Genomic DNA, 22,322 nt, shown 5'->3' on the forward strand with positions numbered 1-22,322 from the left:
GACCGTGCAAACATGTCCCTCAGGAAGAGAACTGCTCAGGGCAGGGCGGCGAAACCGTCGGCGAAACCCTTGAGGTCCACCGGAATGCCGATGCCTTCTTCCGGGGTCTGGAAGACGATGAAAGTGGCCGATGTGCCGGTCTTCAGCGTGTCGAGCAGTGGCTTTTCGAGAATGACCTCCGCGTAGCAGCCGTCCTGAAAGCAGCGCACGAAATAGGCGCGGCCGATATCCTTGCCGTCGACATTGAGGCCGAGCCCGTTGGGCAAAAGCACGCCGAGCGGCGCCAGCACGCGCAGGATCTCCGCCTTGTTGTCGGCGGTGCGCAGCACGACGACCGACAGTCCCATCTCGGGGCGATCCTCGGCGACGACGTTCTGCATCATCACGCATTGCTCCGTGGTGGCGCCGGCCGGCGTGTCGCAGATGATCGACCACGCGCCATGCGTCGAGCGGACGGTGCCGCTCGGCTGCGCGGCATTGGCCTGGCTGGTGCCGGACAAGCCGATTGCAGACAAGCCCATCGCGGACAAGGCGGCGAGAAAGCTGACCTTCGCCAGGGTTCTCGAAAGCCCAAGTCTCGAAAGCCAAGAGTTCATGACGGCTCCATTGCGAATCACGGCACTTTAAGCCGCGCCAAAGCCAAGTAAAGGATGAGACCGCAGCCGGTCTGCCCCGAAAAAGCCAACACGGCGCTTTTCCTAGCCAATTTCGCCCGAATTGCGACGTTGCTACGCAGGGCCCGCAAGAATGTGGCCATTGGCCGAACATACGCGATTCGGGGCCGCCGCTCATGCCTTCAAGGGCTCATCCTGGCTTGCGCGCAAAAATGCCGCACGGTTTCGTCCGCTCCTTTCTTGCGGAGGGAAAAAGAGTATGGTTTGAACCAGCTTGAGACTGTCGGGATTCCCGTCCCGGCATTGTTCGATATTCTCGCACCGCAACCGCGAGGAACTGGGAGACGATGAGGGCGATGAGAAAATTCCTAGCAAGCGCCAAGCTTCTAGCAAGTGCTGGGGCCGCTGCCACGTTTTTCACCGGCGCACCCGCCCATGCCGACCAGCCGGTGGCATGGCAGACCACCTTCCAGGCGCCGGCTACCGACATCATGCGGCAGATCGAGTGGTTCGGAAACTACACGATGTGGTTCATCATCCCGATCACCGTCCTGGTGCTGCTTCTTCTCGCTTACTGCATCGTGAGATTCCGCGCGGGTGCAAACCCGGTCCCCTCGAAGACCAGCCACAACACGCTGATCGAGGTGATCTGGACTGTTGGTCCGGTCGTCGTCCTGCTCTGCCTCGCCATACCTTCGTTCCAGCTTTTGACGGCGCAGTACACGCCGCCGGAAGAAGCCAAGCTGACAGTCAAGGCGACAGGCAACCAGTGGAACTGGGACTACGAATACCAGACCGGGAGCACGCTTTCCTTCAATTCCGCGGTCCTCCAGGACGCGGACCGGGCGGCTGCCGGCAAGGAAGATCGCAAGGTCTATCCTCGCCTGCTTGCCGTCGACAACGAGATGGTTGTGCCGGTCAACACCATGACCCGCGTATTGGTGACCGCAACCGACGTGATCCACTCCTTCGCCATGCCGTCGTTCGGCATCAAGATGGACGCGGTTCCCGGTCGCACCAACGAGACCTGGTTCAAGGCGGAGAAGGAAGGCCTCTACTACGGTCAGTGCTCGCAGCTCTGCGGCAAGGATCACGCTTTCATGCCGATCGCCATCCGCGTTGTGTCCGACGCGCAATTCAACAGCTGGCTGGCAGCAGCCAAAACCAATCTGCCCGGCGCCAACAAGGCGCTGATGGCTGAGGTCGACGGCCAGAACAAGGTAGCGGTCGCCGGCAACTGACGCCGCGGCCAGAAAAGATCAGGGAACGGAGCGGAACATGGCAGACGCTGCAGCTCACGACGGGCACGACCACAAGCCTTATCACGGCTGGGTGCGCTGGGTTTATTCGACCAACCACAAGGACATCGGGACGCTCTATCTGATCTTCGCGATCTTCGCCGGCATCATCGGCGGCGCCCTGTCCGTGGCTATCCGCATGGAGCTGCAGGAGCCGGGCATCCAGATTTTCAGCGGCCTCGCGCAGATGGTCTACGGCATGAACGGTGATGCCGCGATCGATGGCGGCAAGAGCATGTACAATGCCTTCGCCACCGCGCACGCCCTGATCATGATCTTCTTCATGGTCATGCCGGCGCTTATCGGCGGTTTTGCCAACTGGATGGTTCCGATCATGATTGGCGCGCCCGACATGGCGTTCCCGCGCATGAACAACATTTCCTTCTGGCTGCTGCCGCCAGCCTTCATCCTGCTGCTCACCTCGATGTTCGTGCCGAGCGCGCCGGGCGCCTTTGGCGTCGGCGGCGGCTGGACGCTCTATCCGCCGCTCTCGACCTCGGGTCAGCCCGGGCCGGCGATGGATTTGGCGATCCTGTCGATCCATATTGCCGGCGCGTCGTCGATCCTCGGCGCCATCAACTTCATCACCACCATCTTCAACATGCGCGCTCCTGGCATGACGATGCACAAGATGCCGCTGTTTGCATGGTCGGTGCTGGTCACCGCATTCCTGCTGCTGCTGTCGCTTCCGGTGCTTGCCGGCGGCATCACCATGCTGTTGACCGACCGTAACTTCGGAACGACCTTCTTCGCACCGGATGGCGGCGGCGACCCGATCCTGTTCCAGCACCTGTTCTGGTTCTTCGGTCACCCGGAGGTGTACATCCTGATCCTGCCGGGCTTCGGCATCATCAGCCACATCGTCTCGACCTTCTCGAAGAAGCCGGTGTTCGGCTATCTGGGCATGGCCTATGCCATGGTGGCGATCGGTGCGGTGGGCTTCATCGTCTGGGCGCATCACATGTATACGACCGGCCTGTCGCTCGACACGCAGCGCTATTTCGTCTTCGCCACCATGGTCATCGCGGTGCCGACGGGCGTGAAGATCTTCTCCTGGATCGCCACGATGTGGGGCGGGTCGATTTCGTTCAAGCCGCCGATGCTGTGGGCGCTGGGTTTCATCTTCCTGTTCACGATTGGTGGCGTCACCGGCGTCCAGCTGGCCAATGCCGGCCTCGACCGCTCGCTGCATGACACCTATTTCGTGATCGCGCACTTCCACTACGTGCTGTCCTTGGGTGCGGTCTTCGCCATCTTCGCCGGCTGGTACTACTGGTTCCCGAAGATGACCGGCTACATGTACTCGCCGGTTATCGCCAACACCCACTTCTGGGTCACGTTCGTCGGCGTCAACCTGATCTTCTTCCCGCAGCACTTCCTCGGCCTTGCCGGCATGCCGCGGCGCACCATCGACTATCCGGACGCGTTCGCCGGCTGGAACATGGTGTCCTCCTACGGTTCGTATATCTCGGCCGTCGGCGTCATGATCTTCCTCTACGGTGTGTTCGAAGCCTTCCAGAAGAAGCGGGTGGCCGGTGCCAACCCGTGGGGTGAGGGCGCGACGACACTGGAATGGCAGCTGCCTTCGCCGCCGCCGTTCCACCAGTGGGAGCAGCTGCCGAAGATCAAGTAAGGCGGCAGCCTGCATGGAATCGAAACCGCCGGTCCGCCGGCGGTTTTGGCCAAACGGAATGATGGACTTAAGTACGCATGGCCCTTGTCGACGACCCACTGATTGACGAAGCGGGCTTTCGCATGTCGGAAGCGACGGCAGGCGATTTCTTCGCCCTGCTGAAGCCGCGCGTCATGTCGCTGGTGGTGTTCACCGCCTTTGTCGGCCTGGTCGCCGCACCCGTGACCATCAACCCGCTGCTGGCGGTGATCGCCATCCTGTCGATCGCCATCGGTGCCGGGGCGTCGGGCGCGCTTAACATGTGGTATGACGCCGACATCGATGCGGTGATGACCAGGACCGCGAGCCGTCCGGTCCCGGCCGGTCGCATTCGGCCCGGCGAGGCGCTGAGCTTTGGACTGGTGCTTTCGGTGCTGTCGGTGATGACGCTGGGCGTTCTGGTCAACTGGCTGTCGGCGACGCTGCTGGCCTTCACCATCTTCTTCTACGCCGTCGTCTACACGATGTGGCTGAAGCGCTGGACGCCGCAGAACATCGTCATCGGCGGGGCTGCCGGCGCCATTCCGCCGGTCATTGGCTGGGCAGCGGTGACCGGAACGGTCAGCCTCGAAAGCCTGATCCTGTTCCTGATCATCTTCCTCTGGACGCCGCCGCATTTCTGGGCGCTGGCGTTGTTCAAGTCCGAGGATTACGAACGTGCCGGCATTCCGATGATGCCGAATGTCGCCGGCCAGGCTTCAACCCGCCGTCAGATCTTCGCCTATGCGCTGGTGCTGGCACCGGTTGGCGTGCTGCCATGGCTGCTTGGCTACACCACGCCCGTCTATGGCGTGGCCGCCGTGCTGCTCGGCGCTGGTTTTGTCTGGTACGCGGGGAAGGTGCTGGCGATGGCCGACGGCGACCGCGTGATGAAGCCGGCCAAGGCCCTGTTCGCCTATTCGCTGCTTTATCTCTTCGCTATCTTCGCCGCCTATCTTGCCGACAGCGTCGTCGAGCGTGCCCTTGCCATGGGTGGAGCATGACCATGATCGAAGAGAAGCTCGAGCTGGTCACGCTGACCGAGCGTCAGAGGAAAGCCAGGCGCAACCGTTCCGTCGCCATCGGCCTGGCTTTGGCGGTGCTGGTCGTCATTTTCTATATCGCGACGATCGTGAAGTTCGGCCACAATCTGTCAGGCACGATGTGATGAGCGTCGAGACATCCAAAAGACCGGCCAGGAACAACGGCAACGTCATAGTCGCGGCGGTCTGCCTTGCTTTCTTCACCGGCATGATCGGCATGGCCTATGCCGCGGTGCCGCTCTACAAGATGTTCTGCCAGGCTACCGGCTATGGCGGCGCCACGAAGCGCGCCACGCAGCAATATGCCGACCGGGTGCTCGACCGCGCCATCACCGTCCGCTTCGATGCCAACATTGCCGGCGTGCCGTGGCAATTCCAGCCGGTCCAACGATCGATGACGATGAAGATCGGCGAGACGGTGCAGGCGCAGTACCAGGCCGTCAACAAGTTCGATCGCCCCGTTACCGGCCGGGCCACCTTCAATGTGCAGCCGGAACTCGCGGGCCCCTACTTCAACAAGGTCGAGTGCTTCTGCTTCACCGATACGACGCTGGAGCCTGGCCAGACGCTGGACATGCCGGTCGTGTTCTATGTGGATCCCGATATCGTGAACGTGCCGGAACTGAAGGACATGAAGACGATCACTCTGTCCTATACGATGTTCCCGGTCGAGAAGAGCAAGCCGGTTGCATCATCAGTGCCGGTCAAAGGCAGCAGCAAGACAATTTCGAATACCGAAGCAAATCTCGGGGGTTGATATGGCAGACGCGCACGCAAAACCACACCATGACTACCATCTCGTAGACCCGAGCCCATGGCCTTTCCTGGGGTCCGTCGGCGCGTTGGTGACAGCGATCGGTGGCGTCTGCCTGATGCAGTATCTCAAGGCCGGCAACTTCCCGATCTTCGGCTTCAACATCGCCAATCCGTGGCTGTTCTTCATCGGCATGGCGATCGTCCTCTACACCATGTTCGCCTGGTGGTCGGATACGATCAAGGAAGCGCATGAGGGCCATCACACGCGGGTGGTATCGCTCCACCTGCGCTACGGCATGATCATGTTCATTGCCTCGGAGGTGATGTTCTTCGTCGCCTGGTTCTGGGCTTTTTTCGATGCCAGCCTGTTCCCCAGCGAGGTTCAGAATTACGCGCGCACTGCGTTCACCGGTGGTGTCTGGCCGCCGAAGGGCATGGAAGTTCTCGATCCTTTCCACCTGCCGCTCTACAACACCGTCATCCTGCTCCTGTCGGGCACCACGGTTACCTGGGCGCACCACTCGCTCATCCATGGCGATCGCAAGGGGCTGATCAACGGTCTCGCCCTGACGGTCGGCCTCGGCATGCTGTTCACCATGGTGCAGGCCTACGAGTACATGCATGCGCCGTTCGCCTTCAAGGATTCCATCTACGGCGCCACCTTCTTCATGGCCACCGGCTTCCATGGTTTCCACGTCATCATCGGCACGATCTTCCTGCTGGTCTGCCTGATCCGGGCAATGAAGGGCGATTTCACCCCCAAGCAGCATTTCGGCTTCGAGGCCGCGGCCTGGTATTGGCACTTCGTCGACGTGGTCTGGCTGTTCCTGTTCGCATCGATCTACGTCTGGGGATCGGTCGGTGCGGTGATCGAGGGCCGCTGATACCGGTTCGAGGAAACAAGGAGGCGGCCGCGGCGACGCGGCCGCCTTTTTCTTTTCGGCGCAATGATCGCCCGTCGATATGATCCATGCCGACCAAGTGGTTTCGGCTGGTGGGCTGGCTGCTTCAATTGGTCGACTGGACCGATGGCTGCATTGCGGTTACGGATTCCGGCATGGACGAAATCTGGGCGATGGCGGCCGATGGCACACCATCGAGATCGAGTGGTAGACAATGAGCGACGACAAGGCGATCTGGCCTCCGATCGATCCGATTTCGGCCGGCCTGCACGGCCGCTGCCCGCGCTGCGGCGAGGGGCGACTGTTTTCCGGCTTCCTCACCGTCGGCAAGCGCTGCGTCAATTGCGGCCTCGATTATTCCTACGCCGATGCCGGTGACGGGCCTGCGGTCTTCGTCATTCTGATCATAGGCTTCCTGATTGTCGGCCTGGCGCTCTGGGTTGAAGTCACGCTGAGCCCGCCGCTCTGGCTGCATCTGCTGCTCTGGATCCCGCTGGCCGTCGTGCTGTGTCTGACGGCGCTCCGGCTGATCAAGGGCGTGTTGCTCACCCTGCAATATCGCAACAAGGCGGCCGAGGGCCGGCTGGATCGCGGTGAATGAGCGAGGCGTCCATGAAAGGCGGCGGCCGTTCGCGGCCAAGGACGGCATTGCTGCTAGGCCTCGGCCTGGCGCTGCTGCTGATCTTGCTGGCGCTTGGCACCTGGCAGGTGCAGCGACTGCACTGGAAGGAAGGTCTTCTCCAGACCATCGACCAGCGCACCCATTCGGTGCCACGGCCCCTGGCGGAAGTTGAGAAAGAGTTCGCCTCCACCGGGGACGTCGACTATACGCCGGTAACCGTCACCGGCACCTTCCTGCATTCGGGCGAACGGCATTTCTATGCAACGTGGGAAGGTGAAGCAGGCTTCAACGTCTACACACCGCTTTCCCTCGACGATGGCCGCTTCGTCCTGATCAATCGCGGCTTCGTGCCTTACGACCTGAAAGATGCCGCCAAGCGCCCGCAAGGGCAGGTGGCTGGGAAGGTGTCGATATCAGGGCTCGCCCGCAACCCGCTGCCGGCAAAGCCGTCGATGATGCTTCCCGACAACGACGTGGCGAAGAACATCTTCTACTGGAAGGACCGCGACGCGATGGCGGCTAGCGCCGGGCTGCCGGCGGGCGCCACGCTGGTGCCGATCTTCATCGACGCCGACAAGGCGCCCAATCCGGGCGGGCTGCCGGTCGGCGGCGTTACCATCATCGACCTGCCGAACAGCCACTTGCAATATGCGGTGACCTGGTACGGGCTTGCCGCGGCTCTCGCCGCCGTGCTCATCCTGCGGCTTCGCCGACCCGTGAAAGAGGAATGAGCTGAAAGAGGAATGAACGCAACCGACTCCCCCGTTTCCACCGACACTCTTGACAGGGTGGGGGTGCGCACCTCATTTCGGCTCTGATCAACCGGCCCGGATTCATGCTTCAGACAACCACCAAGCCTCCTCTGACGATCCGGCTCTGCCAGCCTCGCGGTTTCTGCGCTGGCGTCGACCGTGCCATCCAGATCGTCGTGTTGGCGTTGAAGAAATATGGTGCGCCGGTCTATGTCCGCCACGAGATCGTGCACAACCGCTACGTCGTCGAGGGGCTGCAAAGCCTTGGCGCGGTCTTCATCGAAGAGCTCTCCGAGATTCCGGCGGAACATCGCCAGAGCCCGGTCGTGTTCTCGGCGCATGGCGTGCCGAAATCGGTGCCGGCCGATGCCCAGGCGCGCAACCTCTTCTATCTCGATGCCACTTGCCCGCTGGTGTCGAAGGTCCACAAGCAGGCGATGCGCCACCAGCGGCTTGGCCGTCATGTGCTGCTCATCGGTCATGCCGGACACCCCGAGGTGATCGGCACCATGGGCCAGCTGCCGGAGGGAGCGGTGACGCTGGTCGAAACCGAAGCCGACGCCGCGAAGCTCGCGCCTGCTGATCCACAGGCGCTCGGCTTCGTTACCCAGACCACCCTGTCGGTGGAGGACACCGCCGGCATCATCCGCGCCTTGCGGGATCGCTTTCCAGACCTGCATGCCCCGGCCGCGGAATCGATCTGCTACGCCACCACCAACCGCCAGGAAGCGGTCAAGGAAACCGCGGCCGGCGCCGATCTCTACCTGATCGTCGGCGCGCCCAATTCATCCAATTCGCGGCGTCTTGTCGAAGTGGCGGAGCGAGCCGGCGCCTCGATGTCGCTTCTCGTGCAGCGCGCCGCCGAGATTCCATGGAATGACATCGCCGGCATCTCGACGCTCGGCCTGTCGGCCGGCGCCTCGGCGCCCGAAATCATCGTCGATGAGATCATCGACGCGTTCCGCCAGCGCTTCGATGTCACGATCGATCTGGCCATCACGGCCACGGAAACGGAGGATTTTCCGGTCATGCGGGTATTGCGCGACGTCGAACTGACGCGGGCCGACATGGCCTTCGTCAATGGAGCCGCGTAAGGCAGATGGCGGTCTACACCGATGTTGCGGAAGGCGAACTCGGCGCATTCCTGAAGCGCTATCCGGTTGGCGATCTCCTGTCCTACAAGGGCATCGCCGAAGGCACCGAGAACTCGAACTTCCTGCTGCACACATCGAGCGGCTCCTACATCCTGACGCTCTATGAAAAGCGCGTCGAGAAGGCGGATCTCCCGTTCTTCCTCGGGCTGATGGGCCATCTCGCCAAAAAGGGCGTGTCCTGCCCGCTGCCCGTGACCGCGCATGACGGCAGCGTCATCGGCACGCTCGCCGGCCGGCCGGCGGTCATCATCACCTTCCTCGAAGGGCTTTCACTGCGGCGGCCGACTTCAATGCATTGCGCCGAGGTTGGCAAGGCGCTGGCGGCCCTGCATCTGGCCGGCGCCGATTTCCCGATGACCCGTCCGAATGCGCTCGCCATCGACGGCTGGCGCAAGCTTTGGAATGCGTCCCACGAGCGGGCCAACGAGGTTGAGCCAGGCCTGGCGGCCGAGGTGGACGCCGACTTCGCCGACTTCGAGCGGAACTGGCCGAAGAACCTGCCCAAAGGCATCATCCATGCCGATCTTTTCCCGGACAACGTCTTTTTCCTTGGCGAAAAACTCTCCGGCCTGATCGATTTCTATTTCGCCTGCAACGACCTCTACGCCTACGATGTCGCCACCTGCCTCAACGCATGGTGCTTCGAGAAGGATTTTTCCTTCAACCTCACCAAGGGCAGGGCGTTGCTTGCCAGCTATCAGAGCGTGCGTCCCTTGAGCGACCAGGAGAAGGCGGCGCTGCCGATACTGGCGCGCGGTTCGGCGCTGCGTTTCATGCTCACTCGGCTCTACGACTGGTTGACCGTTCCCGATGGCGGGCTGGTGATGAAACGCGACCCGACCGAATATATCCGCAGGATGCGGTTCCATCGGGCGATCAGATCTCCTTCGGAATATGGATTGGCATGAGCAAACAGGTTGAGATCTTCACCGACGGCGCTTGTTCGGGCAATCCCGGTCCCGGCGGCTGGGGCGCGATCCTGCGCTTCAACGGCACCACCAAGGAGCTTTCCGGCGGCGAGGCCGAGACGACCAACAACCGCATGGAACTTCTCGCCGCCATCTCGGCGCTGAATGCGCTGAAGGAGCCTTGCACTGTCGACCTTCATACCGACAGCAAATATGTCATGGACGGCATTTCCAAGTGGATCCACGGCTGGAAGAAGAACGGCTGGAAGACCGCCGACAAGAAACCGGTCAAGAACGGTGAGCTGTGGCAGGCGCTCGATGAAGCCAACCGGCGCCACAAGGTCACCTGGAACTGGGTCAAGGGCCATGCCGGCCATACCGAGAACGAGCGCGCCGACGAACTCGCGCGCGAAGGCATGGCGCCGTTCAAGAAAGGCCCGGTCAGGCCTGCCGCGGCGCCGAAGCCGGCAGCGCAGGCAAAGCGGCCGACGGTGGCAAAGGCGCGGCGCTCGACCCAGAGCTATTGAGCGTACCCGTCGGCCACTTTAGCGGATCAGCAGCGCCGTGCCGTAAAGCCCGAGCGCGAATACGGTGTGCGAAACGAGGTTGAGCGCCCGGATTTGCATGGGATTGGGCCGCTTTGAAGCCGCCCAACCAGCGCCCATGCCCGGCGCCAGCAGGAACCAGCCGGCGCCGACGGTGACGATACCGAGGATGAAGGCCGGCAGGAATGTCGGCGCGGCCAGCCATGCGGCTCCCGCCAGCAGCACCAGGATGATGCCGTAGACGATGCCGACAAAATAGTGAAAGGCCCAGCCCAGCGCTGTCTCGTGAGCGTAGGGCGCGGCATCGCCGATATCGTCGTGAAAGACCTTGCCTTCCCTGAGATGCCAGACCCAGCGGCCGACCAGTCCCCAGTTCGGCCGCGGCAGGTCAAACACCTTGTTCAGGAAGATTGCCCAGATGTCCATCAGCGCCGTGGCGCCGATGCCGATCGCGATCGCGCGCCAGAAGATATCAGACATCGTTTGAGGTCCCCCAAAGCAGGCAGTTCTGGAGTACCAGCACAAACGTCAGGTCTGGACGGGTACCAGGCCCGCCGCTGTCGCTGAGGTTCAGAGCTGTCCGAGAATATGAGCCGCGCCGCTCTCGTCGACACCTGGCTTGGTCTCGACATTGAGCGCCGTCACCTTGCCGTCCTCGACGATCATCGAAAAACGCTTCGAGCGCAGCCCCATGCCGCCTGCGGAAAGGTCGTTGTCGAGGCCGACCGCCTTGGCGAAATCACCACTGCCGTCGGCGAGATAGAGGATCTTGCCCTCACCGCCGGTGAAGCGCGCCCAGGCGCCCATGACGTGAACGTCGTTGACCGAAACGACGGCGATCGTATCGACGCCGCGCGCCAGGATGGCGTCACGGTTTTCGAGATAGCCTGGCAGATGGTTGTTGCTGCAGGTCGGCGTGAAGGCGCCGGGGACGCCGAACAGCACGACCTTCTTGCCGGAGAAAATCTCGGCCGAAGTGATCGCCTTCGCGCCGTCGGCGGCCATCGTCTTGAAGGTCACCTCGGGCAGCTTGTCGCCAACGGAAATGGTCATGAGTTCCTCGCTTGGGATGGGAAGGATGTCTGCTTGCGTAGCGAACTCGGCGGCTTCCTGCAATCGTTTGGGCAGGCTGGATCAAGGGAAAGGCAGAACCCCTTCGACGGCGCCGGCCGAACTCGTCAGCGTGTAGTGAAGTCCGCCATCCGTGGGCGTCGTCGAAGGGCGGTCGAGGATCGGCACGGTGAAAATCAGCTTGCCGTCCTTTTCGCTGCGGACAGGAGAGCCGAACATGTAATCCCGCTCGCCGGCAACAAAGAAATCCGCTGCTTGCGGATCGCCGGGGAAGCTCGCCTCGACAATCAGCGTTTCGTGGTCGCCGGGCAGCACGTTGATGCCAAAATCCGGCCGCGCGGGCGTCGGCAATGCCGTGAAGCCCGCCTTCACCAGCGCCGCGTCGTCGGCATTGTCCGGGTCGGAGGCGGGGTCGACAGTCAACCGCGTCTGTACGGGGATACAGATCGTTTCACAAATGCCGAGAAAAATGTCGGCGACAATGACGGCTGGATCCTTCGCCGCCGACAGCGTGAACACCACCGGCAGCGAAACCGGATGGTCGTAGCCCGCCCATTTGCCATAGCCGTCGTCGTGACGCTGCGGTGCCGGGAAGGAAAGCCTGGCCTCGGCGATGTTGGTGCTGGCCGAAATGTCGAGCTGTGGCGGCACGCCCGCGTCGCCCGGGTCGCGCCAGTAGGTCTTCCAGCCGGGTTTGAGCGCTATGTCGAGAACACCCTGGATGCGACCGGCGTCATCGGGTTTGCCGCTCGTCACCAGCCGGACCTTGCCGCCCTCGCTGTTGTACCATGCCGACGATGAGGCGGCGGCGGGAAGAGCGGTAGCCGATCCGATCGCGGCGCCGAGCAGCAGGATTTTCAAGCTTTGCATGGCGGTGATTTGATCGTCCGTTCGTGGTCGCGCAATGATTTCATGGTGTCGCCGATATCATATTTGCGTGACCTCGAGCGGAAGAATGCTCGAGCCGGCGGTATGGGCTTTGGTCGAATCCCGCACGGTGCATCTTTTCGGCGCTCCGGAAACGCGTTACCTTCCGGTAATGGACTTGCTGCGCCACAAGAAGACAGCCGCCAGCCGCGGCTTTCTCGACGACCAGTTCCTGATTGCCATGCCCGGCATGAAGGACGACCGTTTCACGCGCTCGGTCATCTATGTCTGCGCGCACAGCGATGAAGGCGCCATGGGCCTGATCATCAACCAGACACAGCAGATGCTGTTTCCGGACCTGCTCGTGCAACTGGGCATCATGAACGAACAGGAGGCGATCCGCTTGCCGGCGCAGGCTCGTGATTTCGTCGTGCGCAATGGCGGGCCCGTCGACCGGAGCCGGGGTTTCGTCCTGCATTCGGGCGACTATCGGGTGGAATCGTCGCTGACCGTTTCGGACGACATCTGCCTGACCGCCACCGTCGACATATTGCGTGCCATATCGGCAGGCCGTGGCCCCCGTCACGCGCTGATGGCGCTTGGCTATTCGGGCTGGGGCGCCGGCCAACTGGAGACCGAGATCGCCGAGAATGGCTGGCTGACCTGCCCGGCCAGCGCCGAGCTTCTGTTCGACACCGACATCGAGCGCAAATACGACCGGATCCTTGCCTCTATCGGCATCGATCTCGCGCATCTCAGCCTCGCCGCCGGACACGCCTGAGCCCTCGACCGTCGCGAACATCCGAGATTGGCTGAAACCTCCTCAACTTCGTCATCCTAGGGCGAAGCAGGAGCGAAGCTCCGTCGCCGAGACCCCAGGATGACGACGCGATGGGTGTTTTCGCCAGTCGCCAAGGGACGTCTCACGCCAAGGGATGTCTCACCGCGCTTGGGCGGCACGCGCAAAACGGATCAGGCTTGCGTCAGCGGATACTGCTCCTTCAGCGTCTTCAGCACCTGGTCGCCCGGCATCGGGGCGCCGAACATGAAGCTCTGCACATATTCACAGCCCATCTGGCGCAGCTCCAGCGCGTCGCTTTCGTCCGAAATGCCCTCGGCGACCACCGAAAGGCCAAGCTCATGCGCCATGTTGACCATGGATTTGAGCAGAACCGCGCGTTTGGGCGTGTTGTCGTCGACGAAGCTCTTGTCGATCTTGATGGTGTCGAAGGGGAAGCGCGTCAGATAGGCCAGTGAGGAATAGCCGGTGCCGAAATCGTCCAGCGACAGGCCGATGCCGAGCTGCTTCAGCTTGGTCAGCACATGGGCGGTCTGCTCGGGATTGTCCATCACCAGCGATTCAGTGAGTTCGAGCCGGAAGCAGCGCGGCTTCAGATTGGCCCGCGCGATGACCGAGCGGACGTCGCTGACCAGGTCGCGGCGGATGAGCTGGCGGCTCGACAAGTTGACCGAAACCGACAGCGGCGCGTCGCCGATCTGCTTTTGCCACCCGGCAAGGTCCTCGGCCGCCTGCTGCATGGCGAACAGGCCAAGCTGCACGATGAGCCCGCAGCTTTCTGCGACCGGGATGAAATCCGCCGGCGGGATCATGCCGCGGCGCGGATGGTCCCAGCGCAGCAGGGCTTCGAAGCCGGCGACGCTGCCATCCTCCAGCCGCACGATCGGCTGGTAGGCAAGCGTGAATTCGCGCCGTTCGATGGCGCGCCGCAGGTCGGATTCGAACTGCAGCCGATCGGTGCCAACGGTGCGGAAAGCCGGCCGGAACGGTTCGATCCGGTCACCGCCGAAGCGCTTGGCCTGATGCATGGCGAGTTCGGCATCCTTGACCATGTCCTCCGCCGACATCTGCGGCGAGTTCCAGGTGATCAGGCCGATCGACGCGGTCAGCACGATCTCGCGCTTGGCGAAGGTGATCGGGTTGTTGATCGCATGCTTGATGGCGTCGGCGACAGCGGCGATGCGGGCCGGGTCCTGTTCGGAAAGCAGCATCAGCGCGAACTGGTCGCCGGCAAAGCGCGACAGCGAATCCTTCGGTTTGAGCAGCCGATGCAGGCGACGCGCAATGGTCAGCAGGATGGTGTCGCCGGCCGAGATGCCGAGCCCGTCATTGACCTGCTTGAAACGGTCGATGTCGATGACGAAGACAGTCGGGCGCACTTTCTCCTCGGTGCGTGCAATCGAGATGATCGCTTCCAGCCGGTTCATCAAGAGTTCGCGGTTCGGCAGGCCGGTCAGGTTGTCGTGCACGGCGTCGTGCAGCAGCCGTTCCTCGGACTTCTTCTGCTCGGTGACGTCGACCATGGTGCCGACACAGCGGATGACTTCGCCGTCGGATCCGATGACCGGCCGTGCGCGCAGCGAAAACCAGTGGTAGTGGCCGTCGGCGCCACGCAGGCGGAAGTTCTGCGACACCCGGCCGCGCCGATGTTCCAGCACCACGTCAAGCGTCGTGCGGAAGGTGTCGCGGTCGTCGGCATGCAGCACCGGCAGCCAGTTGCGGGCGGCACCTCCAAGGCTGTTGGGCGCCAGTCCAAGCTGGATGCTGACATCGGGCTTGGTGACGACGCGGTCGCGCAGCACGTCCCAGTCCCACACCGTGTCGCCCGATCCGGCGACGGCCAGCGCCTGCCGTTCGAGGTCGGAAAACAGGCCCTGGTGCAGCGCTCCGCCGGCAAAGGCATGCTGCATGACGGTGAAGCCGATCAACAGGATGATCAGGATCAGGCCGCCGCCGAGCGCCGGCTGGGCGATGTCGTTGTCGAGCATGCCGGTGATCGCCATCCACGACCCGCATAGCCACAGCAGCACCATGACCCAACTGGGCACCAGCATGATGGCGCGGTCGTAGCCGCGTATGCCGAGGAAGATGATCAGGCCGAGCCCGGTCAGCGCGGTGGCGGCAAACGAGATGCGGGCGATGCCGGCGGCGACCGCCGGATCGACGATGGCCACACCCGCGATCAGCACCAGGCCGAGGATCCAGACCAGCGCGCCATAGCTGAAATGGCCGTGCCATCGGTTGAGGTTGAGATAGGCGAACAGGAACACCACGAAGGTTCCCGCCAGCGCCACCTCCGTTCCCGCTCGCCACATCTGCTCATTGCCCGGCGAAATCTCTATGATCTTGTTGAGGAAGCCGAAATCGACGCAGATATAGGCAAGCACCGCCCAGGCAAGCGCCGCGGTCGCCGGGAACATCGAGGTTCCCTTGACCACGAAAAGGATAGTCAGGAACAGCGCCAGCAGGCCTGCGATGCCGATGACGATGCCACGGAACAGCGTGTAGGAATTGACCGAGTCCTTGTAGGATTCCGGATCCCACAGATAGACCTGCGGCAGCTTCGGCGAGGCCAGTTCGGCGATGAAGGTGATCACCGTGCCGGGGTTCAGCGTTACCCGGAACACGTCGGCGTCGGGGCTGGTCTGACGATCCAGCGCGAAGCCTTCGCTCGGCGTGATCGCGGCGATGCGGGTCGAGCCGAGATCCGGCCAGAAGATGCCGGAATTCACCAGGCGGAAATGCGGCGCGACGATCAGCCTGTCGAGCTGCTGGTCGGTGGTGTTGGCAAGCGCGAACACCGCCCAGTCGCCGGTCGAGCGGGCGTCATTGGCCTCGACCTCGATGCGCCGCACGATACCGTCCGGTCCGGGCGCGGTCGACACCTGGAAATTCTCGCCCTGGTTCCGGTAGATCTCGACAGCGCCCGACAGGTCGAGCGCGACGTCGTCGCGGGCAATCTTGATCGGCTCGACGGCGAAGGCCGACGATGCCGCGCACAGCGCCAGGATTGCCGCGAGGACAAAGGCGAACAGCGGCCCTTTTCGCAGGAAATTCGTCAAAAATCAGTCCTTCGTTCCAGCGCCCGGCGGATCGTCCGCGATCCGGGCGTAGAGGTAGTGGTCCTGCCAGACGCCGTTGATCCTGAGATAGGATCGCAGAAGTCCTTCGCGCCGGAATCCGGCTTTTTCAAGCACGCTGATCGATCGGGCGTTGTCGGGAATACAGGCCGCTTCGATCCGGTGCAACCTCAGCGTATCGAAGGCGAAGCGCGCCACGACCTTGACCGCGTCGGTCATCAGGCCACGGCCGCCAAAGCGCTCGCCGATCCAGTAGCCGACATGACCGCTTTGCGAAACGCCGTGGCGTATGTTGCCGAGCGTTATGCCGCCCGCCAGCTTGCCGCTGCTCTTCTCGAAGATGAAGAAGGCGATCGCGGTTCCCTGGGCATAGTCTTCGCGGTAGCGGCTGATGCGCAGCCGCCATGCCGTGCGGTCGAGTTCATCGGGGGTCCAGCGCGGTTCCCATGGCTCCAGGAAGGCGCGGCTCTCGCCGCGCAGCGCCGACCATTCGCGGTAGTCATTCGTGAACGGCACGCGCAGCGTGACGCGGTCGCCCTTCAGTGCCGGCAGGTCACGGCGAAAGAAAGGGAGGGCGAACACGACGCTTTGAGGGACTTAGACGGCGAGCTTGCGGGCCGTGGTCTGCGTACCCGCAAGCGAATCGAGGATCGCCTCGTATGGTGCCAGCGTGCCCACAGGCCCGACCGCGGTAAGCGTCGGCTTGGTGGAGAACAGCCGCGACGACAGATCGGTCAGCCGTTCGACCGTCAGCGCCGACAGCCGCTCCATCAGTTCCTCCTTGCCGATCGGCCGGCCGAACAGAAGCAGCTGCCGTGCGATCTGCGAGGCGCGGCTGGCCGGGCTTTCGGCGGACATGATCAGCCCGGCGCGATACTGGGCGCGAGCCCGGTCGAGTTCTTCCTGCAGGATGTTCTCGCCGGCCTTCTGCAATTCGTCGATGATGACAGGCACCAGTTCTGCGATGTCGCTCTGGCCGGTCGCGGCATGGACGCCGAAGACGCCGGTGTCGGAAAAGCCCCAATGGAAGGCATAGACCGAATAGCACAGGCCGCGCTTCTCGCGGACTTCCTGGAAAAGACGCGACGACATGCCTCCGCCGAGGATCATCGACAGCACCTGCGAGGCATAGAAGTCGCGCACGTGATAGGCGCGGCCCTCGAAGCCCAGCACGATCTGCGCGTCCATCAGGTCGCGATCCTCGCGGAAGTCGCCACCGACATATTGCGCATATTGCGGGATGGTGCTGTCTGCCTTGCTGCGGAAGCCGCCGAGGTGCTTTTCGACCTCGCGCACGAAATTGTCGTGCTTGATGTCGCCGGCGGCGACGATCACCATGCGTTCGGCGCCATATTGCCGTTCGATGAAATCGTGCAACTGCTTCGAGGTGAAGGATTTGACGGTTTCGGGCGTGCCCAGGATCGAGCGGCCGATCGTCTGATGGCGAAACGCCGTCTCGGTGAAACGGTCGAAGACGATGTCGTCGGGCGTGTCGTGCGCGGCGCCGATCTCCTGCAGGATCACATGCTGCTCGCGTTCGAGTTCCTGCGGGTCGAACTCGGATTCCTGCAGGATGTCGGCAAGGATGTCGACAGCCAGCGGCACGTCGTCGGAAAGCACCCGCGCATAGTAGGAGGTGGTCTCGACACTGGTGGCCGCATTGATCTCGCCGCCGACATCCTCGATTTCCGAGGCGATTTCGAAGGCGCTTCGCCGCTTCGTGCCCTTGAACGCCATGTGCTCGAGCAGATGGGCCATGCCATGCTCTTCGTCACGCTCGTTGCGGGCACCGGACTTGACCCAGGCACCAAGGGCAACCGATTCGATGCTTTGAAGGGTTTCGGTGGCGACTGTCAGGCCGTTCGACAGACGGCTTACCTCAACACCCATATGGCTTGCACTCCCTAACGCGCCGCTCGCGCGCGGCGGCCGACGTAATCTTCCACCATTTTCAGGTCGGATGGAAGTACCGTGTATTTTTCGTGCGCGGTCATCAACCCACCTAGCCATGCGGGCAGTGCGGGCGACACGCCACTGGCGGCTTCGACGGCGGCCGGAAATTTCGCCGGGTGGGCGGTGCCCAGCACCACCATCGGCACGGCGCCGGCCGCCTTGCCCGCCGCCACATGCACGGCTGCCGCGGTATGCGGATCGAGCAAATAATTGCTGGCCGCAAGCGTCGAGCGGATCGTGGCGGCGACCTCGTCCATATCAGCGCGGCCGGCGTCGAATTCGGACCGCATCCTGGCGATTTCCGCCGCTTCGATGGTGAAGGCGCCGGACTGTTTGAGCCCGGCCATGTAGCGCCGCACCGTCGCGGCGTTCCGGCCGGATGCCTCGAACAGCAGACGCTCGAAATTCGACGAAACCTGGATGTCCATCGACGGCGAAGTGGTCGCAAAGACGCCCTTGGTGCGGTATTCGCCGGTCGCGAAAGTGCGTGCCAGGATGTCGTTGTCGTTGGTGGCGATGACCAGCCGCTCGATCGGCAGGCCCATCTTCTTGGCGGCGTAGCCGGCGAAGATATCGCCGAAATTGCCTGTCGGCACGGTGAAGGACACCGGCCTGTCCGGCGCGCCGAGCGACAGCGCCGAGGAGAAGTAATAGACGATCTGGGCCATGATGCGGGCCCAGTTGATCGAATTCACCCCGGACAGCGCGACCCGGTCGCGAAAGCCGTGGTCGTTGAACATGTCCTTGAGCAGGCCCTGGCAATCGTCGAAATTGCCTTCGATCGCCAGTGCATGGACGTTTTGCGCGGTCGACGTCGTCATCTGCCGCTGCTGCACCGGCGAGACGCGGCCATGCGGGAAAAGGATGAAGATGTCGGTGCGGCTGCGGCCGGCAAAGGCATCGATGGCCGCCCCGCCGGTATCGCCGGACGTGGCGCCGACGATGGTGGCATGCTGGTCGCGCTCGGCAAGCACATGGTCCATCAGCCGGGCAAGCAACTGCATCGCCACGTCCTTGAAGGCGAGCGTCGGGCCGTGAAAGAGTTCCAGGATGAAGGTGTTGGGGCCGGTCTGCACCAGAGGGCAGACGGCTTCGTGTCGGAAAGTGGCATAGGCTTCGCGCACCAGGCGTTCGAAGACGGGTGCGGGGATCTCGTCGCCAAGGAACGGCGACAGCACGCGGATGGCAAGGTCGGGATAGGCAAGGCCGCGCATGGCGCGGATCTCGGCTGCGGAGAACCGCGGCCACTCACGCGGGACATAGAGCCCGCCGTCGCGCGCCAGGCCAGCCAGCACGGCATCGGAAAATCCAAGCACGGGCGCTTCCCCGCGGGTACTCACATATTGCATCGTCCCAAATCCATTGCCGCTTGGCTTTTCCGTTCACCACAAGGTGGTTAATTTCTGCGCTGGCTCAGTCGCATTTTTGCCGCGCGGTTGATATACGTCACCAGCTTTGCGAGAGGGAAGTGCAGTTTCATGGCGTTTCGTACATTCAGTGGTCGCTTTTTGGCGGGTCTTGCGCTCACCGGCTTTATGCTTGCCGCCGCCGGCTGCCAATCCGGCGACAATGGCATCCTGAACCTCGGCATCGGCAAGAAGGACCCGACGGCGCCACCGCCACCCGCCGATCCCAAGGTGCTGGCCAGCCAGTTGCAGGCCTATTGTCCGAGAGTGACGGTGCGCGACGGTACGGCCTTCTTCAACACCTACGGCAAGGACGTCCAGAAGGCCAAGCCCAAGCTCAAGAAGACCGGCGACGCCGCGCAGGATGCCGCGGCCCAAGCTGCGGCTGACGCCGCCGCTGGTACTCCGCCCGACGATTCGGCGAGGATCATTTATCAGGCCTCGATCAGCGACGTGACCCGCGACTGCAGCCGCGCCAACGGACAGCTGACAATGAAGATCGCGGTCGCCGGCAAGATTGTTCCCGGGCCAAAGTTCTCTCCCGGCACCATCACCATGCCGATCCGCACCGCCGTGATGCACGGCACCGAGGTTCTTTACTCGCAGCTTCACCAGTATCAGGTCCAGGTCACCGATCCCTCGGTCGCCACGCAGTTCGTCTTCACCGATTCCAATGTCGTCGTCCCCGAGCCGACGGCGAAGGACTATCAGGCCTATGCCGGCTTCGATGAAACCGCGCCGAAAGGCCCGACCGACAAGCCGAAGAAGACAACCCACAAGAAGAAAGCCGCCGCGACAAACTAAGCGGTCATGCGCAACGTGCGTCCATCTGGACGCACGTTTCTCAGGCATCCGCCGACCACTCCGACAATGCCGCGATGACGCTTTTCAGTTCCGCCCAGCGGCGGATCGCCGTTTCGGCGCCGGCCTCGGTCAACGCGTCGGCATGGCCGGGATAGCTGTGGCCGGCACCAGTGAAGCCGATCACGCGCATGCCGGCCGCCCTGGCGCCGTGGACACCGTGCACGGAATCCTCGATGACGAAAGTGTTCGCTGGGTTCGCGTTGAGCTTTTCCGCCGCGAACAGGAACACGTCGGGCGCCGGCTTGGTCTTCTTGCTCGGTATCTCCAGCGCTGAAAAGATGCGGCCGGCGAAAAACGGCTGCAGGTGAACCTTCTCCAGCATGAATTCGATGCGCTCGGAGCGTGAATTCGAGCAGATGCAGCGCGGCGCCGTCACCGCGGCGACCGCCTCGCGCACGCCATCGATGGCGCGAACGTCGCTGCGCAACTTGCGGTCGACCAGTTCCTCGGCGCGGTCGATGAGCGAGGCCTGGAACGGGATGCTGGATTTCTCCTCGACCCGCATCATGATGTCCTTGAAGGTCAGTCCGGCATACGTCTCGGCAATCTCCTCCGCCGAGATTTCGTATCCGGCCAAGGTCAGCAACTCCGCCTCGACCCGCGCCGCGATGATTTCGGAATCGACGAGCACGCCGTCGCAATCGAAGATGACAAGGTCTGGCTGGGGCATGGGAATCCGGACAATAGGAGGATGAAGGGGCCTCGGAAGGCTCAGGCGGCGCGGCATACACCAACAGGACGGCCTTCGCAAACTTGGCGGTCTTCACCGAATATTTACGCTGATCGGTAACCATAACAGACAGTAAAACAGTAACGCGTGCCTTGGGTGTCAGAATGTCTGCCGTGCGTCTTCTCGACGAGCTTTCCCACGCTCCCCAGCAATCCGAATGGCTGGATACGATCCTGAAGGGCGACTGCATCGCGGCGCTCGACCGGCTGCCCGAAAAGTCGATCGACATCATTTTCGCCGATCCGCCCTACAATCTGCAGCTCGATGGCGACCTGCACCGCCCTGACCAGTCCAAGGTCGACGCGGTCGACGACGACTGGGACCAGTTCGAGAGCTTTGAAGCCTACGACGCCTTCACGCGCGCCTGGTTGCTGGCCGCGCGGCGGGTGCTGAAGCCCAACGGCACCATCTGGGTCATCGGCTCCTACCACAATATCTTCCGGGTCGGCGCCAAGATGCAGGATCTGGGGTTCTGGATCCTCAACGACGTGGTCTGGCGCAAGACCAATCCGATGCCGAATTTCCGCGGCCGCCGTTTCCAGAACGCCCATGAGACGATGATCTGGGCCTCGCGCGACCAGAAGGGCAAGGGCTATACCTTCAACTACGAAGCCATGAAGGCCTCGAATGACGACATACAGATGCGTTCCGACTGGCTGTTTCCGATCTGCACCGGCGGCGAGCGGCTGAAGAACGACAATGGCGACAAGTTGCACCCGACGCAGAAGCCGGAAGCGCTGCTCGCCCGCATCATGATGGCCTCGACCAAACCGGGCGACATCGTGCTCGATCCGTTCTTCGGCTCCGGCACCACCGGCGCGGTGGCCAAGCGCCTCGGCCGCCATTTCGTCGGCATCGAGCGCGAGCAGGCCTATATCGACGCCGCCAATGAGCGCATCGACGCGGTGCGGCCGCTGGATGGCGTTGATCTGACCGTGTTGACCGGCAAGCGCGCCGAGCCGCGCGTTGCCTTCGTCAGCCTCATCGACACCGGACTGGTGATGCCCGGTGCGACGCTCTACGACGCCAAGAAGCGCTGGGCGGCCAAGGTGCGCGCCGACGGCACGGTGGCGATCGGCGACAGCGCCGGCTCAATCCACAAGATCGGCGCCGAAGTGCAGGGGCTCGACGCCTGCAACGGCTGGACCTTCTGGCACTATGAGCGCAGCGGCGGCCTGACCCCGATCGACGAGCTTCGCCGCATTGCGCGGCTGGGCATGGAGCGGGCAGGGGCCTGAACCCCTGCCGCCTGCTGCTCCAATTTGCGTTAATTCAAAGCCTCAATGGGTCGCCGCAAGCGATTCAAA

23 protein-coding genes are annotated in these 22,322 nt (G+C 62.9%); 14 read left to right on the forward strand and 9 right to left on the reverse strand.

What is annotated here, in order from left to right:
- Window positions 1-35: 35 nt before the first annotated feature.
- Window positions 36-596, reverse strand: coding sequence for an invasion associated locus B family protein (locus OOJ09_RS02535; protein WP_269903670.1), 561 nt, complete (start codon window positions 594-596; stop codon window positions 36-38).
- A gap of 374 nt (window positions 597-970) precedes the next feature.
- Here OOJ09_RS02535 and coxB point away from each other — a divergent pair, with 374 nt between their 5' ends.
- The 11 genes from coxB to rnhA all read left to right on the forward strand — a co-directional run bounded on the left by coxB (window position 971) and on the right by rnhA (window position 10,227).
- Window positions 971-1,855: a cytochrome c oxidase subunit II gene (gene coxB / locus OOJ09_RS02540; RefSeq protein WP_269903671.1), complete on the forward strand. Its 885-nt coding sequence runs from the start codon at window positions 971-973 to the stop codon at window positions 1,853-1,855.
- Between the two features lie 37 nt (window positions 1,856-1,892).
- Window positions 1,893-3,545, forward strand: coding sequence for a cytochrome c oxidase subunit I (gene ctaD / locus OOJ09_RS02545; protein ID WP_269903672.1), 1,653 nt, complete (start codon window positions 1,893-1,895; stop codon window positions 3,543-3,545).
- Between the two features lie 77 nt (window positions 3,546-3,622).
- Complete coding sequence (locus tag OOJ09_RS02550) at window positions 3,623-4,567, forward strand: heme o synthase (protein ID WP_269903673.1); 945 nt, start codon at window positions 3,623-3,625, stop codon at window positions 4,565-4,567.
- Window positions 4,568-4,569: 2 nt separating this feature from the next.
- Window positions 4,570-4,731, forward strand: coding sequence for a hypothetical protein (locus OOJ09_RS02555; RefSeq protein WP_269904069.1), 162 nt, complete (start codon window positions 4,570-4,572; stop codon window positions 4,729-4,731).
- The gene (locus OOJ09_RS02560; RefSeq protein ID WP_269903674.1) at window positions 4,731-5,363 is read left to right on the forward strand and encodes a cytochrome c oxidase assembly protein; all 633 of its coding nucleotides are present in this window, start codon (window positions 4,731-4,733) and stop codon (window positions 5,361-5,363) included. The genes OOJ09_RS02555 and OOJ09_RS02560 overlap by 1 nt, the downstream gene beginning before the upstream one ends.
- Before the next feature lies 1 nt (window position 5,364).
- Window positions 5,365-6,246, forward strand: coding sequence for a cytochrome c oxidase subunit 3 (locus OOJ09_RS02565; RefSeq protein WP_269903675.1), 882 nt, complete (start codon window positions 5,365-5,367; stop codon window positions 6,244-6,246).
- A gap of 232 nt (window positions 6,247-6,478) precedes the next feature.
- On the forward strand, window positions 6,479-6,865 hold the full coding sequence (locus tag OOJ09_RS02570; protein WP_269903676.1) for a DUF983 domain-containing protein: 387 nt from the start codon (window positions 6,479-6,481) through the stop codon (window positions 6,863-6,865).
- Complete coding sequence (locus OOJ09_RS02575; RefSeq protein WP_269903677.1) at window positions 6,862-7,617, forward strand: SURF1 family protein; 756 nt, start codon at window positions 6,862-6,864, stop codon at window positions 7,615-7,617. Before OOJ09_RS02570 ends, OOJ09_RS02575 begins: the two co-directional genes overlap by 4 nt.
- A gap of 104 nt (window positions 7,618-7,721) precedes the next feature.
- Entirely contained in the window at window positions 7,722-8,732 is a 1,011-nt protein-coding gene (gene ispH / locus OOJ09_RS02580) for a 4-hydroxy-3-methylbut-2-enyl diphosphate reductase (protein ID WP_269903678.1), read from the forward strand.
- A 5-nt stretch (window positions 8,733-8,737) separates the two neighbouring features.
- Window positions 8,738-9,700, forward strand: a complete 963-nt coding sequence (locus OOJ09_RS02585; protein ID WP_269903679.1) for a homoserine kinase — start codon at window positions 8,738-8,740, stop codon at window positions 9,698-9,700.
- Window positions 9,697-10,227 carry a ribonuclease HI gene (rnhA, locus tag OOJ09_RS02590; protein WP_269903680.1) on the forward strand — a complete coding sequence of 177 codons (531 nt, stop codon included), beginning with the start codon at window positions 9,697-9,699 and terminating at the stop codon, window positions 10,225-10,227. The genes OOJ09_RS02585 and rnhA overlap by 4 nt, the downstream gene beginning before the upstream one ends.
- An 18-nt stretch (window positions 10,228-10,245) precedes the next feature.
- Here rnhA and OOJ09_RS02595 read toward each other — a convergent pair whose 3' ends face one another.
- The 3 genes from OOJ09_RS02595 to OOJ09_RS02605 all read right to left on the reverse strand — a co-directional run bounded on the left by OOJ09_RS02595 (window position 10,246) and on the right by OOJ09_RS02605 (window position 12,186).
- Window positions 10,246-10,725, reverse strand: coding sequence for a DUF2938 domain-containing protein (locus tag OOJ09_RS02595; RefSeq protein WP_269903681.1), 480 nt, complete (start codon window positions 10,723-10,725; stop codon window positions 10,246-10,248).
- Between the two features lie 90 nt (window positions 10,726-10,815).
- Entirely contained in the window at window positions 10,816-11,298 is a 483-nt protein-coding gene (locus tag OOJ09_RS02600) for a peroxiredoxin (protein WP_269903682.1), read from the reverse strand.
- Window positions 11,299-11,379: 81 nt separating this feature from the next.
- A complete protein-coding gene (locus OOJ09_RS02605) occupies window positions 11,380-12,186 on the reverse strand; it encodes a protein-disulfide reductase DsbD domain-containing protein (protein ID WP_269903683.1) in 807 nt (268 codons plus the stop codon).
- Between the two features lie 169 nt (window positions 12,187-12,355).
- On the opposite strand from OOJ09_RS02605, the gene OOJ09_RS02610 reads away from it, so the two are divergent.
- Window positions 12,356-12,964, forward strand: a complete 609-nt coding sequence (locus tag OOJ09_RS02610; protein WP_269904054.1) for a YqgE/AlgH family protein — start codon at window positions 12,356-12,358, stop codon at window positions 12,962-12,964.
- 191 nt (window positions 12,965-13,155) lie between these two features.
- Here OOJ09_RS02610 and OOJ09_RS02615 read toward each other — a convergent pair whose 3' ends face one another.
- From OOJ09_RS02615 to thrC, 4 genes are read right to left on the reverse strand one after another with little or no spacing between them, the layout of a single operon-like run.
- The gene (locus OOJ09_RS02615) at window positions 13,156-16,044 is read right to left on the reverse strand and encodes an EAL domain-containing protein (RefSeq protein WP_269903684.1); all 2,889 of its coding nucleotides are present in this window, start codon (window positions 16,042-16,044) and stop codon (window positions 13,156-13,158) included.
- Between the two features lie 3 nt (window positions 16,045-16,047).
- A complete protein-coding gene (locus OOJ09_RS02620; protein WP_269903685.1) occupies window positions 16,048-16,644 on the reverse strand; it encodes a GNAT family N-acetyltransferase in 597 nt (198 codons plus the stop codon).
- A 15-nt stretch (window positions 16,645-16,659) separates the two neighbouring features.
- Complete coding sequence (locus tag OOJ09_RS02625) at window positions 16,660-17,952, reverse strand: M16 family metallopeptidase (protein ID WP_269903686.1); 1,293 nt, start codon at window positions 17,950-17,952, stop codon at window positions 16,660-16,662.
- 14 nt (window positions 17,953-17,966) lie between these two features.
- A complete protein-coding gene (gene thrC, locus OOJ09_RS02630) occupies window positions 17,967-19,364 on the reverse strand; it encodes a threonine synthase (RefSeq protein ID WP_269903687.1) in 1,398 nt (465 codons plus the stop codon).
- 129 nt (window positions 19,365-19,493) lie between these two features.
- Between thrC and OOJ09_RS02635 the strand changes: the two genes are divergently transcribed.
- Window positions 19,494-20,225 (forward strand): hypothetical protein, encoded by a 732-nt coding sequence (locus OOJ09_RS02635; protein WP_269903688.1) that lies wholly within the window; start codon window positions 19,494-19,496, stop codon window positions 20,223-20,225.
- Between the two features lie 40 nt (window positions 20,226-20,265).
- Here OOJ09_RS02635 and OOJ09_RS02640 read toward each other — a convergent pair whose 3' ends face one another.
- Window positions 20,266-20,955 carry an HAD family hydrolase gene (locus tag OOJ09_RS02640; RefSeq protein WP_269903689.1) on the reverse strand — a complete coding sequence of 230 codons (690 nt, stop codon included), beginning with the start codon at window positions 20,953-20,955 and terminating at the stop codon, window positions 20,266-20,268.
- Between the two features lie 164 nt (window positions 20,956-21,119).
- Between OOJ09_RS02640 and OOJ09_RS02645 the strand changes: the two genes are divergently transcribed.
- Window positions 21,120-22,253, forward strand: coding sequence for a site-specific DNA-methyltransferase (locus tag OOJ09_RS02645; protein WP_269903690.1), 1,134 nt, complete (start codon window positions 21,120-21,122; stop codon window positions 22,251-22,253).
- Window positions 22,254-22,322 lie beyond the last annotated feature (69 nt).

The sequence above is a fragment of the Mesorhizobium qingshengii genome, from assembly GCF_027563465.1.
Taxonomy (GTDB): domain Bacteria; phylum Pseudomonadota; class Alphaproteobacteria; order Rhizobiales; family Rhizobiaceae; genus Mesorhizobium; species Mesorhizobium qingshengii_A.